We start from the raw sequence: 17,274 nt of genomic DNA, 5'->3' as shown, positions 1-17,274 counted from the left end.
GGGAAGCCGTAAGGGATTTCGAAGAGGAGTTTTGTATGGATACGATTAAAGCATTGTTGAATGATATTTTGGATATAGATTTTATACAGGGGACGGTTAGTAATCCCCGTACAAAGGACGGGGTTCTGAAGATTAAGGTACGTCCGGTTGAGATGAAGGACGGGCTTTATTTTCAGTGTGAGTCTTTTACTAAGACGCAGGCATTTCATGAGAATCTGAAGGCTGTGGATGCCGCGGAGCGGCTGACGAATGCGATGTCTGAATTCAGGCAGATGCAGTTATCTACAAGAGATATGAGTTATACGGTCCTTGTGAGCAAGAAGGGGAAGGTTACGATCCAAAAGAAGAAACAGTCAGGCGAGGTAAAGGCGGCGGAGCTTTCGCATAACCGCAGTAAGCGGTATATTCTTACGGAAGGGATTGTGGTTCCGTTTCTGAAGGATCTGGGCGTTATGACGGAAGAAGGCAGGGTGGTCAGGTCACGGACTGACAAGTTCAGGCAGATGAACCGTTTTCTGGAGTTTATTGAGGATATCCTGCCCCAGCTGGAGAAGGGGAGAGAACTGACGATTCTGGATTTCGGGTGCGGGAAGTCTTACCTTACGTTTGCTATGTATTATTATCTTCATGAGCTGAAGAAGTATGATATCCGGGTGATCGGACTGGATTTGAAAAAAGATGTGATAGAGCGATGCAGCAGGCTCGCGGAAAAGTATGGGTATGAGAAGCTGTCATTTCTTGTGGGGGATATCGCAGATTATGACGGTGTTCAGGATGTGGACATGGTCGTCACCCTCCATGCCTGTGATACGGCTACAGATTACGCACTGGCGAAGGCTGTAGGCTGGAATGCCAGAGTGATCCTGTCGGTACCGTGCTGCCAGCATGAATTAAACGGGCAGATTCAGTCAGAGACGCTGGCGCCTGTCATGGACTACGGACTTTTGAAGGAGCGGTTTGCCGCACTTGTGACAGACGGCCTCAGGGCCAAGTATCTGGAGGCAGCGGGATATGATACGCAGGTGCTGGAATTCATAGATATGGAGCATACTCCTAAAAATATCCTGATCAGGGCAGTTAAGACAGGGAAAATAAACCCGGATGCACAAAAAGAAATTGCAGAGTGTGAGACATTTTTAAATGCAGCCCCCGCAATCGGGAAATTATTGTGTTCAGATCACGAATGATAACGGATGCTATGGATGTATACTATATAGGTCTGTGTATAATTACTCACTGGATGGAATACTAGGGTGTATTTAAATATAAAGGGGACAAACGATGAATAAGAAGAGGTTGATAAAAGCAGGCGTTCTGACTGCCGTATTTTTTCTGGCGGTACTGGTCAGCAGCCTGATTACAAATAGAGGGACTGACGATCTGACGGTCGATCTCGGTGATCCCACACTTCCAAGAGTATCATTTACAGTAGAGGGGAAAAATGTAAACACACTGGCGGGATTTGTAAATGATATGGACATCACGGCGATACGCGATACGATCACACCCCTGGAGAATAATGGCACGTTAAAGATGACGCTGGAAGATGACGGGAATGATATAAAGGAAGTACATTATGAAGTCTATTCACTTGACGGCGATGATGTTTATGAGAAGGCTGAGGTAAAAGACCTGTCGGACGGCACGGTCACTTTAGACTTAAGCAGTAGCTTAAAAGAAAACGTATCAGAGGCAGTGCTGAAAGTTATTTTAAAACTGGATAAGAAAGAGGTACATTACTATACAAGAATCGTTAAACCAGACGAACTGGAGGTAGGGCAGTGCCTCAAATTTGCTGAGGATTTCCACACTAAAACATTTAACAAAAAAAATGCCGCGGACCTCTCCGTCTATCTGGAACCGAATGAGGAGGGAGACAACACGACATTTCAGACAGTCACGATCCATTCGGACGCAGCACATGTCACTTGGGGGAATCTGGGACCAGAAGTTTCCAGTGACGTTGAATGGAGCATCAAAGAGAGCAATACCGTCTACACTTCCCTGCTGGCCGTGTACCAGGTTACATGCGTCGGGGATGCGGAGGAAGTAGAAACCTTTAATATCAAGGAGTTTTTCCGTGTAAGGTACAGCGGCGATGAAGTGTATCTGCTGGATTACAACCGGAGCATGGAACAGGTCTTTAACGGAAATAAAAAAGTATTGAATGAAAACGGTATCCTTCTCGGTATCGCACCACCTGATATTTCATATGAGACGAATAAAGACGGCACGATTGTATCGTTTGTACAGGGAAGGGACCTGTGGACCTACAACAAGGACGAAGATGAACTTTCACTTGTGTTCAGCTTTGCCAACAGGGAAGGGCATGACGTCAGGAGCCGTTATGACCAGCATGCGGTCAGGATCATCAGCATGGATGAAAATGGAAGTACTGCGTTTGCTGTATATGGCTATATGAACAGGGGCGACCACGAGGGTGAGGTAGGTGTGGATGTCTTTTACTTCGACATTGAGAAAAATGCGGTAGAAGAAAAGGCATTTATCCCGAGCAATAAATCCTTTGCCATTGCAGAGGATGAACTTGGTAAAATGGTTTATTACAGCCACGACAGGCAGATGCTGTATGTACTTGCCGGTGGAAAGCTGTATCAGGTGAATCTGGAGAGGAATAAGCAGGAGATTCTGGCAGAGAACCTTGAGGAAGGGCAGTATGTGGCTTCCGATGACGGACATCTGCTTGCCTATCAGACGGACGGCACACTCGAGGATGCGAAAGAGATTATAATTCTCAACTTAAAGACGGGGAAAGAACGAAGTGTTAAGGCGGCGGAAGGGGAATCCATCAGACCGCTTGGATTTGTCGTCAATGATTTTATATATGGAAGACAGCGCCCCTCAGATAAGGGGAAAACCGTTGCGGGAGAAGAGGTCCTTCCAATGTATGAACTGGAGATCATTAACAGCAAGGATAAGGTTCTCAAAACGTATGCAGTTGAGGGGACTTATATCACAGATGTGTTCATCGAGACAAATCTGGTGACACTGAACCGGGTAACGAATTCAGGGGATGCCTATACAGGTACGGCGCAGGATTATATCAGCAACAACGAGGAACGCAAAGAGAGTAATATAACGCTCGAATCCTACTCATCCGACCTGAAGGGAAGGCAGATGAGGCTGACCTATGCGGACGGAATTGCGGACCAGTCGCCGAAGCTCCTCAGGCCAAAACAGGTCATGCTGGACGAACCAATTACCATCGCATTTGACGGAAAGACCAAATCCGATAAGTATTATGTATATGGAATGGGTGAGCTGGTAGAGATATATGACAAGGCATCCTATGCAATCCAGAAAGCGGAACAGGTTTCCGGCGTCGTAATTTCGGCCCAGCAGTCCTATATTTGGGAAAAAGGAAACCGGGACCTGGTATATTATACGGATACAGAGAGCTTCAAGAAGGCTGATGGCGAGAGTTCCTTCGAGGCGTGCGTTAAGCAGATGGAGAAATACAAGGCCACAAAAGTGAACCTTACAGGCTGTACGCTGGATCAGGTACTCTATGTCATCAACAAGGGAATCCCCGTGATTGCAATGACAGACCAGAGCCATGCGATCCTCCTGACAGGGTACAGCACGACCGATGTCACTTATATCGACCCGGATAACGGGGAGGAACATACAGTTAGTGTAAATGATATGGAAACGATGGTAAACGGAAGCGGGAATACGTTTATCGGGTATGTGAAATAAGAGAAAAACAATATAGAAAAAAATCAGGGAACCTGATCCGGGGGAGACTCCGGAGCGGGTTCCTTTTTTGCGGTATAATCAATCACAAAAAAATATTACACATATTCTTTTGTTTTCCTTCCATTACAAAAAAATAATGCACAAATGAAAAAGAAATCGTGTGGCTGTAAGATTTTATTTGTATTAAAGTTACAGTAAACATGAAACAGGAGCACAGAGCAAGGCGTGTGCGGGATATGAACGGGAGGAGAAAATGATATGAAAACAGCTGTATGTTTCAGTGACAGGCATTATCCGATTGGCAAGATTGATGATAAGATGTACTCTTCATTTACAGAACATCTGGGAAGATGTATTTACTCGGGCATTTATGAGCCGGGGCACCCAAAGGCAGATGAGGATGGATACCGCATGGATGTTATGGAACTGGTGCGGGAACTGAATGTCCCGGTAATCCGATATCCGGGCGGGAACTTTGTATCATGCTATGACTGGCATGATGGAATCGGGCCGAAGGAAAACAGGCCGAAGCGCATGGACTATGCGTGGTCCAGTATCGAAACAAATGAATTCGGGATCGATGAGTTCTGCCGCTGGGCAAAAAAGACGGGGGTCGAGCCGATGATTGCGGTAAACTTGGGGACAGGAAGTATCAAGGACGCCGGGGATCTGGTGGAATACTGCAACCATCCGGGCGGCACCTACTGGAGCGACCTGCGGATAAAGAACGGAAGCCGGGAGCCATACGGGATAAAATACTGGTGTCTGGGAAACGAGATGGAGGGAAGCTGGCAGGCAGGGCACCTCTCTGCGGAAGACTACACGAAGAAGGCATTGGAGGCCGCGAAGATCATGAAGTGGGCAGACCCTTCCATAAAGCTGGTTGCCTGTGGAAGCAGCTACGAAATGCTTCCTACATATCTGGAGTGGGACCGCACTATGCTGACGGAACTATTTGAACAGGTGGATTATCTTTCCACCCACAACTATACGATGAACTCGGGGCAGGGGCTGACAAATTATCTGGCATCCTACAAACAGCTTGATACGCATATTAAAAACAGCGCCACAGTAATCAACTATGTAAAGGCGAAAAATCATTTCCAGAAAGATGTGAAGATTTGTCTGGATGAATGGAATGTATGGAACTTTCAGGATATTAAGCTGGATTCTCTGGATGACCTGATGGGGCTGACGACATTTGAGATGACTTCGGCCGAAAAGTGGGAAACCGCGCCCGCAATACTGGAGGAAAAATACAGCCTTCTGGATGCAGTTGTACTTGGGGGGCTGGGGATTACACTGCTCAATAATGCCGATGTGGTGGAAATCGCGTGTCTGGCACAGCTGATTAATGTTATAGCGCCAATCTCCACCCTGCGAAACGGAGGGATTTACACGCAGACGACTTATCAGACATTCCATACGCTGAGCACATATGGCAGGGGAACTGCGATGAGGGCAGCAGTAGAGGCACCGGAATATGAATGTGAATTCGGGAAGCTTTCAATCGTGGAGCCGGCAGTCGTATACAACGAGGAAGCGGATGAAGTCAGGATATTTGTATTGAACTGCAGTCAGGATGAAGCGGTAAAATTCGATATCCGGCTTCAGGGCTACGGGGACAAGGAACTGAAACGCCACCTTGTATTAAGCGGTGGGGATCTGGAGCTTCGCAATACCCCTGAGAAGCCAGACCAGGTTGTCATGAAGGAGATAAAACCAGAGGAGAAAATGAGCGCAGTACTTCCTGAACTGTCTTGGAATGTCCTTATTTTAGGCTAATTTACGACTGCATAAGAGGAGGTATATATGAGTGCAGAAATCATTTTAAAAGCAAATCATATCTCAAAGAATTTTGGACTGACCCATGCACTGAAAGACATTTCCATTCAGATTGAGAGGGGCGAGATCATAGGACTGATCGGTGAAAACGGTTCCGGAAAATCCACATTTTCATCCATCATTTCAGGCGTCTACCCTGCCACATCCGGCACGCTGGAATTAAAGGGACAGCCATATAAACCCTCTGACACGATGGATGCCCAGCGCTGCGGGATCAGTATGGTGGCGCAGGAGATGGGCACTTTGCCGGGGATCGGCGTGGCAGACAATATTTTTCTGGGCAGGGAAGAAAAATTTACGAAATATGGGATTGTAAATAGGAAAGAAATGTATCAGGAGGCGGCAAAGGCTATGGAAGTGGTCGGGGTGGCCGGAATCAATCCGGCGGACCCGATCAGCCGGTACAGCCTGGAGGAGCGGAAACTGATCGAAGTGGTCAGGGCATTATATTCCGAACCTGAAATCTTTATCGTTGATGAGACGACAACGGCACTTTCACAGAAAGGGCGCGACATCATCTACAAGATACTGAGGAGGCTTCAGGAACAGGACAAATCGGTGCTGTTTATCTCCCATGATTTGGAGGAACTGATGACCGTGTGCAGCAAACTAATAATACTAAGGGACGGTGTTTTTATTGAAGAGCTGGAACAGAAAGATTTTGAAGAAGAGCGTATTAAAGAACTGATGGTAGGAAGAAAACTGACAGGGGACTATTACCGGAGCGATTATGACGGGAACTTCGGGGAGGAAGTCGTTCTGAAGGCGGAAAACGTCCATATCAAACAGGTTCTGGAAGGCGTCTCACTGGAGCTGCACAAGGGTGAAATTCTTGGGATCGGCGGGCTCACCGACTGCGGGATGCATGAGCTCGGAAGAGTCTTGTTCGGGATCGAAAAACCGGTGTATGGCGAGGCGGTTCTGGGAAATGGTGAAGTGATACATTCCCCGAAGCAGGCGATTAAAAATAAGATCGGATATGTTTCCAAAAACCGGGATCAGGAGGCCTTGATCCTGTCCGCCAGCATTATGGACAACATGGTTCTTCCTTCCCTGTCTAAAATCAGCAGCGCCGGCCTGATCTTCAAGGGAGCGGAAAAGAAATTTACGGCCCGTCAGGTGGATGGGCTGAGTATTAAGTGCAGAGAGATCACGCAGGATGTCAAGGATTTAAGCGGCGGAAACAAACAGAAGGTCGTGTTTGGAAAATGGCTGGCAAATGAATCGGAAATCTTCATTCTGGACTGTCCTACCCGCGGAATCGATATCGGTGTAAAGGCCTTCATGTACCAGTTGATGTACCAGCTTAAGAAAGAAAACAAATCGATTATCATGATATCCGAAGAACTCCCCGAACTGATTGGGATGAGTGACAGGATTATGATATTGAGAAAAGGCAGGGTGCAGAAAATATTCGAGCGCTCCCCAAAGCTGAGTGAATCGGTAATTATAAAGGAAATGGTGTAGAAGGGGGAAAGTGGCATGGAAACAAAAGTAAAAAAGGCCCCTGAAAGTACACAGAGGCTCATGGAAGTATTCAGGAAGCTGGTCCCCTTTCTGGGATTGATACTGATGATACTGATCTTTCAGATTTTTGGTGAGGGCAGGCTTCTGACAAAGGGGAACCTGACGAGTATTCTGAACCAGACCGTATATGTAGGGATTATGGCGTTTGGAGCGGTTTTTGTATATTCGCACGGCGGCATGGACCTGTCTTACGGCGGTGTTATCGGGTTTAGTGTGCTGATCTCAATTCTGGCGGCAAATGCGGGGGCTCCGCTTTGGATGGTATTTATTACCAATATTGCTTCTGCCCTCGTCTGGTTTATACTAAACGGAGTAGTATCCGTATATTTAAAAGTGTCTCCTTTTATTACATCTCTGTGCATCATGTATATGTGCCGCGGTATCCTGAATACAGTGTGTGCGGCGCAGAAATACAGCATACCGGTGTATATGTATGAATATGACAGCTGGACGGTCAAGATCGCGGTGCTTATAGCGGTGTATGTCATCTGCTGGTTCCTCTTTGAAAAGAGCGGGATCGGAAAGGCAAACAAAGCAGCAGGCGGTAATCCGCTGGCGGCACAGCAGGCAGGCATCCATGTAAACCGTACCCGTATGACAGCCTACATAATCAGCGGCATCACAGTGGGAATCGCCGGGTTCATCCTCATGCTGCGGGCCGGGAGTGTAAGCACGTCTACAGGACAGGGGCTGGAGATGAATGTAATCACAGCGCTGGTCCTTGGCGGAGTTCCCCTTTCAGGCGGGTCAAAGGTAAAAATCATTGGTGCACTGATCGGCAGTTTTTCAGTCATATTACTGCGCAACGGATTGATAATACTAGGGGTGAATGAGCGTGTGATCGAAGGGATACAGGGGCTCATTCTGCTGTTACTCGTATTCTTGACCTATGAAAAGAATACGGATGGAATCTTAAAATAAGGAGGAAACAGGTTATGAAAAAAAGAATGATCGCGTTTATTATGGCAGCAGTCATGATATTCTCGCTGGCGGGGTGCAGCGGTTCGAATGACAAGGGGAACTCAGATAATTCATCTGCAAAAACAGAAGAAGCGGATGCAAAGACGAATGAGGTGTGGGGGAATGATGCAGGTGCGGGAGAGACATGCGGCGACCCGGACGGAGACTATACGATTGGGGTTGTCATCCACACAACAACAGATTTTCTATGTTCGAAGTTAAAATCCTACACGGATTATATGGGAAAAGAATTTGGTGTGAAATTCAGTTATTACATCATCGAGAATTTTGCGGATGAGACTTATCTTTCTGCAATTGAAAATCTTTGTGCCCAGGGAGTGGACGGAATCATTACAACTAATTTCTCCGGGACGGCGGTTCTGCAGGGACTGAAAATATGTGAAGACAATGATGTTTATCTCGGTGTTGGTTTTTCACAGATCGATGAAAGTATTAAGGAACAGGTATATGCGAGCAAATACTTTGTCGGCGGTTCCTATGAGGCGGATTACCAGGCAGGATATGATATTATTACAAGCCTGATTGACACCGGCTGTAAGAATATTGCAGCAATCGGCTATGAACCGGGCATCACATGCCACGACAGGCGCTGGGAAGGCATGATGGCGGCATTCGAGGACCATCCGGAGATTCAGAAAGCCGGTGAGTACAGAGGGCTTGAATTTACAAAAGCAGTTGAGGACTTCCTCGCGGCAGACGATACGATAGACGGTATCGCAATTACACTGCTCGGTATCGAATACTGTTCCGAGCCGATCAAATCAGCAGGCAGGGAAGGACAGATCAAGATTGCATTCTGTGACCTTTCTGAAAACTGTCAGGAAGGGCTGGACAGTGGTGAGGTTGCATGTGCCATCGGCGGCCAGTATGTGGATGTTGTATTCCCGTTTATCTTCATGTACAACACATTGGAAGGCACACCGCTTTCAGACGAAAAGGTTGAAGTGCCGGTGAACTTCATTACCTGTAAGACAGGAGAAGAATTTTCCAACTATATGACTTATCTGCACAATGACGGCGTTTATGCATGGACAACGGATGAACTTAAGCAGGTAATCAAGAAGTATAACAAAGACGCAACGTCAGAGGACCTTGTGAAAATGGGTGCATCCTACAGTATTGACGATACGATGAACAGGCATAAATCAGAATAGCTTCCGGCAGACTCCGGCTTGAAAGGGGAACGAATATGGCTACAAAATCCATTAAAATAAAAAATGCTGTGAAAGTGATTCTGCTCCCGGTGTTTGTCTATCTGTTGTTTTTCATTTGTTCAGGCGGTAAATTTGGCAAACCGGCAAGCCTCATCATGAATCTGAAGCAGTCTCTGGCACCGACACTGATCTCGTTTGCCATGTGCTGCAATATGCTCTGCGACAGGATGGACTTAAGTGCAGGGGCGGTGGTCATGCTCTCGGCAATGTTCGGGGCGAAAATGGTTTATCTGCACGGGATCGGACTCGTTACGTTTGCCGTACTTGTCGTCGGCACTGGGATCGTGCTGGGGACAGTCTCGGGGATCATGTACAGGCTCCTTCGTGTACCGGCAATCGTAACAGCACTCGGGGTATGTATGGTATATGAGACACTTTCCAACCTGGCGAGTATCTCATGGGTGACGGCAATCAAGGGGGAGACGACGACACTAGGACGTTTCCCGTACTGCCTGATCATTTTCGCAGTAATGTTTGCACTCTTTTACATCATATTCAACTATACAAAGTTTGGGTACAATGTACGGGCATGTGCGAGTTCACAGCAGATTGCAAAAAACGGGGGTGTCAACACAAAGAGGACCGCGTTTCTGTGCTACGTGATCTCTTCAGTATTTCTCGGAGTGGCGGCGCTTCTCAAAATTTCCATACAGGGATCCATCGATACGCCGATGTATATGTCCAGCACGAATATTATATTCAACTGTATGCTCGGTATTTATGTGGGGCTGGCGCTGGAGCAGTACTGCAACCTGCTGATCGGTATCTTTATCGGGAATTTTGTGCTGAACATGCTTACGACCGGGCTGTTAAGCCTGGGGCTGTCCGCCTCGCTGCAGGACACGGCATCCGGCATATTTCTGCTGGTCATCATGATCTTTACATATAATAACCAGAGAGTTATGGACTTTATCAGCAGCAGGAAAGAGAAAAAAGAATATGCCAAGCTGAATGCATAGCAGGCAGTTATTATGAGCCTCGGCGCAAATGCGCCGGGGCGGTTGTGGTTTACTGGTATTCATTTATGATACAATGGGGGCGTGGTGGAAATTCCGGCCAGAACGGCCGGAAATTTAATGGTGAGGTGGGTTATGATAAAGGTTTTGTTAGTAGATGATGAAAAGCTTGCGCTGGAGTATCTGGAAGACATTATAAACTGGGAATATTACGGATTTGAGATCGTCGGGATTACTACGGATGCCGAACAGGCTCTTAAACTGTTCCGCAAACACAGGCCCCATCTTGTGATCTCGGATGTCAGGATGCCTACGATGAGCGGTCTGGAACTGGTCACGATGATCCGGGAAATAGATAAGCGGGTACATATTCTGTTTATGTCGGGATATAAAAATTTCAGTTATGTGAAACAGGCAATCCGGCTGGGGATCGATGACTATCTGTTAAAAAGTGACGTGGATGAAGAATCCTTCCTCCAGAAGATCCTCGGCTTAAAAGAGGAGATTCAGAAAGAATGTGCAAAGAACCAGTATACAACGAATATGATCCTTGAATCGCTGTTTCTTAAGAATGAACCCGAGGAACATTATAAGAGTATCCTGGATGAGAATGAGTATATCAGGATTCACAAAAGGTATTACTATTTGATACTTGCCAAGAATCTGGTGCCGGATTTTATTGAGTCTTATCTTCCGTCCACCGCATGTTCTGATCTGGCCTATGATTATGAATTTGACAGTATGTGTGCCAGATATGCGCCGGGATATGACATGCAGATGGTATCAGCCTTTGCCGTGGATGATAAGGTAAACCTTGGCATCTTTGAGCTTGCCGGTAACCTGATTTCGCTGAAAGAAATCAATGACCGGATGTATCAGTTTTCACGGCGCATCATTGCAGGGCTGGGGGAGAAAACATCCTGCAGCTTCAGCGTTTATTATTATGCGAAAGGATGCTCAGTCCGGCAGTTTGGTAGATTTTATGAGAAGAATAAGAAACAGTTATGGCGGCGTTATGTGACGGGAAAACCTCAGATTGCAGAATTCAGCAGCGGTCTGTCAGGGGAAAACGCGGAAGCAAAGGCACCCTCTGTTTCTGCGGAACAGATTTTTAATGGAATCAAGAATGGGGACAGGGATGCCCAGAGGCGTTATATAGAACGTTTAAAAATAGCCATTGAGCAGGAGGATATTGTAACGTACCTATGGTATGCAAAGGGAATGCTGGATGCTGTCAGCCGTTTCGAGGGTTCGCTTCTCGGTGAAAAAAGCGGCCGCAGGTTCAGCATGACGGAATCGAGTTCAACATATGATTTTAGAAATCCAAAAGAAGTCGCGTCCTTTCTGGAATTTAAGATGAGTGAGATTGAGCTGATTTCGGGAGAGGACAGCAGGGGCTCTTATTCCGAGGTGATACAGGAGGCCCTGAATTTTCTACAGGAAAACTATAAAGACCCCGAATTGTCTACAAATGTGGTGGCTCAGAAAGTCAGCCTGAGCAATTCGTGGCTTTCCACGAAGTTTAAAGAGGAAGTGGGAATCGGAGTCAGCGATTATCTGAACGGCATCCGGGTACAGAAGGCGAAGAAGCTGTTGGACCAGAGTGAGTATATGATTTATGAGGTGGCTGAACTGACAGGATTTACATCAAGCCAGTATTTCAGCAAGATTTTCAAACAGTTTACCGGGCTCACCCCGAACGAATATAAACGGAAAGGTTAACAGGATATTATGAAACTGAAGAATAAACTGCTTCTCTCTCAGATATTAGTGTTTCTGGTGATGTTTTTTACCCTGACGGTACTGCTTCCGCATATTGTTTACCTCTCATCGGGCGAGAAGGAACTGGAGAATGCCATGAATTTTAATGAACAGATTATGATGCGGATGGAACGCTGCTTTGACGAGGTGGAGCGTTTTTCCACTGTTGTCGGCAAAGACGACGGGTTGAATGAATTGCTTGAGGCTTATATGGAAGAACCGGTCGAGAAAAATGCGGCGAAGATACGCCTTTATCTGTCCGGGATGGGGCGCAAGGACAGCCTGCCGCCGAATCAGGTACTGGGAATCTATCTGAATGTCAGCAGGGGGGAGAAGAACTATAGTTTTAACACGGTCGGGATTTCCCAAAGTGTAAAATCACATATCCAGCAGCAGGTGCTTCCGAAGATGAGGGAGGAAGAGAAGAACAGCATGTTCGTAGAGCCTTTTACGTTTGTGAAGGAAGAGTCAACGGCATTTTTCGGGAGCAATTTTAACATGGGCTACGGGTATGCCCGGCAGTACGGCAAGAATGGGATCACAGGGCAGGCTGTCATTGTGGCCTCTTATGACGAGATCATCTACATTGCACAGGATGTCAATGATTACTGTAATGATTTTCTCCTCTTAAACGGGGATAATGTGCAGGTGGCGCCGAGTGTAAAAGATTCCGATATTGATGTGAATACGGCTCTCAGCGATCTGACGATAGGGGACAGCTATATGGAAGGCTTTCATCGGGATGAGGACGGAGTCACGGTCGTGCGTTATTCCCAGAACCGTAGCTGGAAGCTTTTGAGCAGGCTTACGAGGGAGGAAATTATTGCAAATAACCGTTCACTGATTCTGCTTAACGAGATTCTGGTAGCCATTTTCGGGATCTGCGTGGTTGCGGTCATGGTGCCGCTTGTCCGGAAATTTGTGGGCCCGCTCGGGGAAGTCTCACGGCAGATGGGCGAAATCGCAAAAGGAAACCTGAGTGCCCGGGTCACTGTTAAGTCCAGGGATGAAATCGGGGAAGCCAGTGAATCCTTTAACATTATGGCTGGTAAACTGGAGGACAATATTCAGGAGCTGATTGAAAAGGAAAAGCTGGAGCAGACGATGCGCTACAGCCTGCTTGTCTCACAGGTGGACCCTCATTTTATTTACAATACCATGAATACGATCACATATCTGGCCCAGAAGGAACGGAATGAGGATGTTATTGCCGTAAACAGGGCCATGATCGAAATCCTTCGGGACAGGCTGCGTATCGAGATATCAGAAGTTTATGATACCGTAGAACAGGAACTGAATGTGACCAGACAGTATCTGATTATACAAAAGTACAGGTATGAAGGGACATTCAAAACAAAAATGGATGTGGATGAAGAGGTAAAAGGCATTCTGATTGCCAAGAACGTAATACAGCCGTTGGTTGAAAATGCACTGTTTCACGGAATTCTGGAAAATAAGGATGAGAACGGGGAGATTTTAGGCGGATGCATTACGATCACCGCACATCAGGAAGAGGGGGAGATTGTGTTATCCATAGAGGACAACGGAGCGGGAATGTCGAGAGAACGGCTCGATGAAATCCTGAACCAGCCGAAAGGCAGAATCCGAGGGGCGCATATTGGCATCCGCAATATCCGTGAGCGGATTAAATACATATATGGCGAGTCTTATAATCTGGAAATTAGTTCGAAGGAAAGGCAGGGGACCAAAGTCGTCGTGAGACTGCCTGCCGTGATTAATAAAGAAGTCTGAATGTAAAAAAGAGCCGCCGCAAAATATTTTGTGACAGCTCTTTTATATCATTTAAGCAGTTCTGAAAATGGCATGTCTGTATTTGCTCAGGGCGGCATATACAATCAGTCCGAGAACTCCGCAGGAAATGATTTCCCCGATGCCGACTGTCAGCATCATAAGCGGGATAGGAAGCAGTATCTGATACCCATAGCGCAGGACAAACGGTACGATGACCGTATTGGCCAGAACCGGCGGCAGCGGAGCGAGGAACTTGCTCTTCTTACGCAGCAGCCACGTGAATATGGCGCCGATCAGAGTCGCCAGACTTCCGAAAATAATATCCGGCAGGATACACCCGCCGAGTATGTTGCTGATGATACATCCGATGAACAGCCCCGGAACTGCGGCCGGAGTGAATACCGGGAGGATTGTCAGCGCTTCGGAAAGACGGACCTGCACTTCTCCGTAACTGAATGGTGCGAATACGACCGTGATCACTACATAGATCGCGGCAATCATCGCCGCCTGTGACATAAACAGTACTTTGTTGTTGCCTGAATTCTTCATTTTTCAAATTCTCCTTTAGTTTTGTTTTACGTGTGGAAGGTCTCGAACACACGATTCATTTTACGGCGGGAATCGCCGGTAAGCCCGTAAGACCTTATTTTTCAGGGCTTGGGAACGATTGTTAGTATAGCATGGGGGAAGGGGAAAATCAAGCCGTATCCACAATTTGTGATATTGGAAAACATGACTCCACGACAGACGAAAAGCGGCTAATTTCAATTTGAATACCCTTAGGATAGAAATATAAGGGTAAAGGCTTAAAACGGTTTTTTGATAAGAATTCCGACACCCTAAAAGGGGAAATAATGCCGCCCTCAATCCTAATGGAAGGGGCGGCAGTGGATTAAATGTTCAATTGTCCGAAGTCAATTGACAGGTCTTCATAGATGCCTGCTTTTACAGAATCAGTAAAAGTGTATTCGATAGTATCCTCTGATTCAAAGTTATATACCATAATACGGTTTTTATCAGGGTCAACTATCCAATATTCCCGTACCCCGGCAGTACGGTATTTGAATAATTTAGTGTAATAGTCCATGCGCCTGCTTCCCGGGGAGACTATTTCAATCACCCAATCAGGGGCACCTGCGCAGCCTTTGTCATTTAGCTTATCAGGTGAGCAAATGAGGCTGATATCTGGTTCTACATAGGTTTTATCATCTTCATTCAAAAATACGGCAAATGGGGCGATGTAGAGCTTGCATAAGCCATCCTTGGATTTGATGTAATCACGGATAATACCGGCAAGTTCTAATAGTATTTCTTGATGTTTCCTGTTTGGCGGGGCCATATAGTATATCTGCCCGTCAATCAACTCAGCACGTTCCCCATCAGGCAGAGAATAAATATAATCAGCAGTGTATTCGTTCTTCTGGTTTGGTAATGGCATTTTAACACATCCTTCCATGAAATAGTATTGACACAGTAGCGGTGGCTATTCGGAATTGCGTTCAATTCGTTCATCAATAGCCTTTTTAATGAAACCGTTGACGGATTCACCTGTTTTGGATGCAGCAGCAGCTATTTCCTCATATTTTTCTTTTTGAACATCCAAAGGGATTCGCTTTAAACTTTTCTTTGCATAATTATAACGAGCTTGTTTTTGGCTTTCAGTTAGTGGCATATATGCACCTTCTTTCACTGGGCACTCTTGAATGGAGACACCTTTTCTAATATGCATTAAGTATAACACATAAATAAATATATGTACATGTACTATAATGAGTTCATAGATAAAAGGGTTAATGAATAGATTGGATAAAGAGTTTAATCGGATTGTGCAGGAAAGCATCACGGCATTGTTACATAAAAGCGTTAGTGATTATGAAACCCCAAGGGTGCGGCAACACCCGGGGCAAACAGAAATAACCCAGTACACTTCAATTATGCAATGGCTCTGATTTTTGAGAGTCTTGTAGGTTAGGCGGTGATTTCATGGCAGTTGATAAGAGTGGGAAAAAGTTGCCGTCGGGGCTAAGACAGAGAGCCAATGGGCGATATGAAGGGCGTATTAAATATGAATATAAAAGTTACTCGGTATACGCTGATACTATTACTGAGACAAAAAAGAGAATGCGAGAACTTAAAGAAATTTTAAAGCCCCTAAAAAGGGAAATAATACCGCCCTCAATCCTAATGGAAGGGGCGGCAGTGGTTAAATATTCAGTTGACCGAAGTCAATTGACAGATCTTCATAGATGCCTGCCTTTACGGAATCAGCAAAGGTGTGTAGTAGTCCATGCGTTTGCTGCCCGGTGAAACTATTTCAATCACCCAGTCAGGCGCGCCTGCACAGCCTTTGTCATTTAGCTTGTCAGGTGAGCAAATGACGCTGATATCAGGTTCCACATAGGTTTTATCATCTTCATTCAAAAATACGGCGAACGGCGCAGGATATATTTTACATGAGCCACCTTTGGATTTTATATAGGAGCCTATTTCAAGATGCAACGCAGATAATATTCCCTGATGTCGTCTGCTTGGTGGAGCCATGTAATAAATTTGACCGTCAATCAGTTCGGCACGTACGCCATCAGGCAATGCGTAGATATCTTCAATTGCGTTTCATAGTTTCATTTGTATCTGGCACATATTCCATTAAATCTCCAGGCTGGCAGTTAAGCAGTTTACAAATAATAGATATGTTTTCCCATGATACTAATTCGTTGTTTCTAAATTTTTGCAATGTGGCTTCTCCAAGTAATTTTTCTTTGCGGAGACGATAAGTAGAATATCCTGCTGTTTTTAAAGCAGAAATAATATTAGTTTTGTACTGAATTGCCATTGGCAGCCTCCCATTAATTAACAAACATAATGAAGTTGACCTATCTCAGGCTGGTCTTTATAATAAGACTCAAGTGGTGTTGGAAAGGTGGTCTGTATGGAAACGAAGAAATTAAAGGTTTTTATTGCGGAGGATGAGGCTGTCATCCTGACAAGCTTCAAGCTCATGGTTAAGGAAATGGGGTACAGCATTGCGGGAAGTGCTGCGAACGGGAAGGATGCGCTGGAAAAGATTCAAGAAACAGAGCCGGATCTGATTCTGATGGACATTAATCTTCCCGAAAGGGATGGTCTGTCTGTTTTAGAGGAGGTAAACCGTAATAAAGTGATTCCTTCTATTATCGTATCGGGTGAGTTTTCCGGGGAATTGGTAGACCGGGCAAATGAAGTTGGTGTATTCGGTTATCTGTTAAAACCCATTGACGAGAAGCAGCTGGAGGTGACGATTAAAGTTGCCTTGCGCAGATTCGAAGAGTTTAAAGAGATGAGTGATAAGCATGAGAATCTGAACATGGCGCTTAAGGAACGCAAGCTGGTCGAGCGGGCGAAGGGAATCCTGATGGATCGGTTTGGCGTGAAGGAATCTGAAGCCATGAAGCAGATGCAGAAAAAAAGCAGGGATAAAAATAAAAAACTGGTGGTAATAGCCCGGGAAATCATTGATGCGGAAAAACTGCTGTCATAGGGGG

Annotated in this window: 14 protein-coding genes and 1 pseudogene; 10 read left to right on the top strand and 5 right to left on the bottom strand. The window is 45.9% G+C overall.

The window, feature by feature from the left end; all coding sequences use genetic code 11:
- The first annotated feature begins 35 nt into the window (after nucleotides 1–35).
- The 9 genes from A8806_RS08845 (at nucleotide 36) to A8806_RS08805 (ending at nucleotide 13,753) form a co-directional block, all read left to right on the top strand.
- Complete coding sequence (locus A8806_RS08845; RefSeq protein WP_109730827.1) at nucleotides 36–1,187, top strand: class I SAM-dependent methyltransferase; 1,152 nt, start codon at nucleotides 36–38, stop codon at nucleotides 1,185–1,187.
- Between the two features lie 94 nt (nucleotides 1,188–1,281).
- The gene (locus A8806_RS08840; protein ID WP_109730826.1) at nucleotides 1,282–3,717 is read left to right on the top strand and encodes a C39 family peptidase; all 2,436 of its coding nucleotides are present in this window, start codon (nucleotides 1,282–1,284) and stop codon (nucleotides 3,715–3,717) included.
- A gap of 258 nt (nucleotides 3,718–3,975) precedes the next feature.
- The gene (arfA, locus tag A8806_RS08835) at nucleotides 3,976–5,502 is read left to right on the top strand and encodes an arabinosylfuranosidase ArfA (RefSeq protein ID WP_109730825.1); all 1,527 of its coding nucleotides are present in this window, start codon (nucleotides 3,976–3,978) and stop codon (nucleotides 5,500–5,502) included.
- 27 nt (nucleotides 5,503–5,529) lie between these two features.
- Nucleotides 5,530–7,029, top strand: a complete 1,500-nt coding sequence (locus tag A8806_RS08830) for a sugar ABC transporter ATP-binding protein (RefSeq protein WP_109730824.1) — start codon at nucleotides 5,530–5,532, stop codon at nucleotides 7,027–7,029.
- A gap of 15 nt (nucleotides 7,030–7,044) precedes the next feature.
- The gene (locus A8806_RS08825; protein ID WP_109730823.1) at nucleotides 7,045–8,010 is read left to right on the top strand and encodes an ABC transporter permease; all 966 of its coding nucleotides are present in this window, start codon (nucleotides 7,045–7,047) and stop codon (nucleotides 8,008–8,010) included.
- 14 nt (nucleotides 8,011–8,024) lie between these two features.
- The gene (locus tag A8806_RS08820; protein WP_109730822.1) at nucleotides 8,025–9,224 is read left to right on the top strand and encodes a sugar ABC transporter substrate-binding protein; all 1,200 of its coding nucleotides are present in this window, start codon (nucleotides 8,025–8,027) and stop codon (nucleotides 9,222–9,224) included.
- A gap of 35 nt (nucleotides 9,225–9,259) precedes the next feature.
- A complete protein-coding gene (locus A8806_RS08815) occupies nucleotides 9,260–10,243 on the top strand; it encodes an ABC transporter permease (protein ID WP_109730821.1) in 984 nt (327 codons plus the stop codon).
- Between the two features lie 132 nt (nucleotides 10,244–10,375).
- The gene (locus tag A8806_RS08810) at nucleotides 10,376–11,962 is read left to right on the top strand and encodes a response regulator transcription factor (RefSeq protein WP_181368634.1); all 1,587 of its coding nucleotides are present in this window, start codon (nucleotides 10,376–10,378) and stop codon (nucleotides 11,960–11,962) included.
- Between the two features lie 9 nt (nucleotides 11,963–11,971).
- Nucleotides 11,972–13,753: a sensor histidine kinase gene (locus A8806_RS08805; protein ID WP_109730819.1), complete on the top strand. Its 1,782-nt coding sequence runs from the start codon at nucleotides 11,972–11,974 to the stop codon at nucleotides 13,751–13,753.
- A 51-nt stretch (nucleotides 13,754–13,804) separates the two neighbouring features.
- Here A8806_RS08805 and A8806_RS08800 read toward each other — a convergent pair whose 3' ends face one another.
- The 5 genes and pseudogenes from A8806_RS08800 to A8806_RS08780 all read right to left on the bottom strand — a co-directional run bounded on the left by A8806_RS08800 (nucleotide 13,805) and on the right by A8806_RS08780 (nucleotide 16,586).
- Complete coding sequence (locus A8806_RS08800; protein ID WP_109730818.1) at nucleotides 13,805–14,302, bottom strand: QueT transporter family protein; 498 nt, start codon at nucleotides 14,300–14,302, stop codon at nucleotides 13,805–13,807.
- A gap of 343 nt (nucleotides 14,303–14,645) precedes the next feature.
- Nucleotides 14,646–15,191, bottom strand: coding sequence for a Uma2 family endonuclease (locus A8806_RS08795; protein ID WP_109730817.1), 546 nt, complete (start codon nucleotides 15,189–15,191; stop codon nucleotides 14,646–14,648).
- Between the two features lie 45 nt (nucleotides 15,192–15,236).
- Nucleotides 15,237–15,443 (bottom strand): hypothetical protein, encoded by a 207-nt coding sequence (locus A8806_RS08790; RefSeq protein ID WP_242996004.1) that lies wholly within the window; start codon nucleotides 15,441–15,443, stop codon nucleotides 15,237–15,239.
- A 513-nt stretch (nucleotides 15,444–15,956) separates the two neighbouring features.
- Nucleotides 15,957–16,360, bottom strand: a pseudogene (locus A8806_RS08785) (Uma2 family endonuclease).
- Nucleotides 16,356–16,586 carry a helix-turn-helix domain-containing protein gene (locus A8806_RS08780; RefSeq protein WP_109730815.1) on the bottom strand — a complete coding sequence of 77 codons (231 nt, stop codon included), beginning with the start codon at nucleotides 16,584–16,586 and terminating at the stop codon, nucleotides 16,356–16,358. Before A8806_RS08780 ends, A8806_RS08785 begins: the two are co-directional and overlap by 5 nt.
- 96 nt (nucleotides 16,587–16,682) lie before the next feature.
- Between A8806_RS08780 and A8806_RS08775 the strand changes: the two genes are divergently transcribed.
- Entirely contained in the window at nucleotides 16,683–17,270 is a 588-nt protein-coding gene (locus A8806_RS08775) for an ANTAR domain-containing response regulator (protein ID WP_109730814.1), read from the top strand.
- Nucleotides 17,271–17,274: the final 4 nt, after the last annotated feature.

Origin of the sequence: Faecalicatena orotica, assembly GCF_003149245.1 — a bacterium.
Lineage (GTDB): Bacteria > Bacillota > Clostridia > Lachnospirales > Lachnospiraceae > Faecalicatena_A > Faecalicatena_A orotica.
The sequence above is the reverse complement of the archived record's forward strand: the minus strand, read 5'-3'. Positions and strand labels throughout refer to the sequence as shown.

Coding starts and splice junctions, on each gene's coding strand:
- A8806_RS08845 (WP_109730827.1), top strand. CDS start 36: ATGGATACGATTAAAGCATTGTTGAATGATATTTTGGATATAGATTTT.
- A8806_RS08775 (WP_109730814.1), top strand. CDS start 16,683: ATGGAAACGAAGAAATTAAAGGTTTTTATTGCGGAGGATGAGGCTGTC.
- A8806_RS08820 (WP_109730822.1), top strand. CDS start 8,025: ATGAAAAAAAGAATGATCGCGTTTATTATGGCAGCAGTCATGATATTC.
- A8806_RS08800 (WP_109730818.1), bottom strand. CDS start 14,302: ATGAAGAATTCAGGCAACAACAAAGTACTGTTTATGTCACAGGCGGCG.
- A8806_RS08840 (WP_109730826.1), top strand. CDS start 1,282: ATGAATAAGAAGAGGTTGATAAAAGCAGGCGTTCTGACTGCCGTATTT.
- A8806_RS08815 (WP_109730821.1), top strand. CDS start 9,260: ATGGCTACAAAATCCATTAAAATAAAAAATGCTGTGAAAGTGATTCTG.
- A8806_RS08805 (WP_109730819.1), top strand. CDS start 11,972: ATGAAACTGAAGAATAAACTGCTTCTCTCTCAGATATTAGTGTTTCTG.
- A8806_RS08825 (WP_109730823.1), top strand. CDS start 7,045: ATGGAAACAAAAGTAAAAAAGGCCCCTGAAAGTACACAGAGGCTCATG.
- arfA (WP_109730825.1), top strand. CDS start 3,976: ATGAAAACAGCTGTATGTTTCAGTGACAGGCATTATCCGATTGGCAAG.
- A8806_RS08780 (WP_109730815.1), bottom strand. CDS start 16,586: ATGGCAATTCAGTACAAAACTAATATTATTTCTGCTTTAAAAACAGCA.
- A8806_RS08830 (WP_109730824.1), top strand. CDS start 5,530: ATGAGTGCAGAAATCATTTTAAAAGCAAATCATATCTCAAAGAATTTT.
- A8806_RS08810 (WP_181368634.1), top strand. CDS start 10,376: ATGATAAAGGTTTTGTTAGTAGATGATGAAAAGCTTGCGCTGGAGTAT.
- A8806_RS08795 (WP_109730817.1), bottom strand. CDS start 15,191: ATGCCATTACCAAACCAGAAGAACGAATACACTGCTGATTATATTTAT.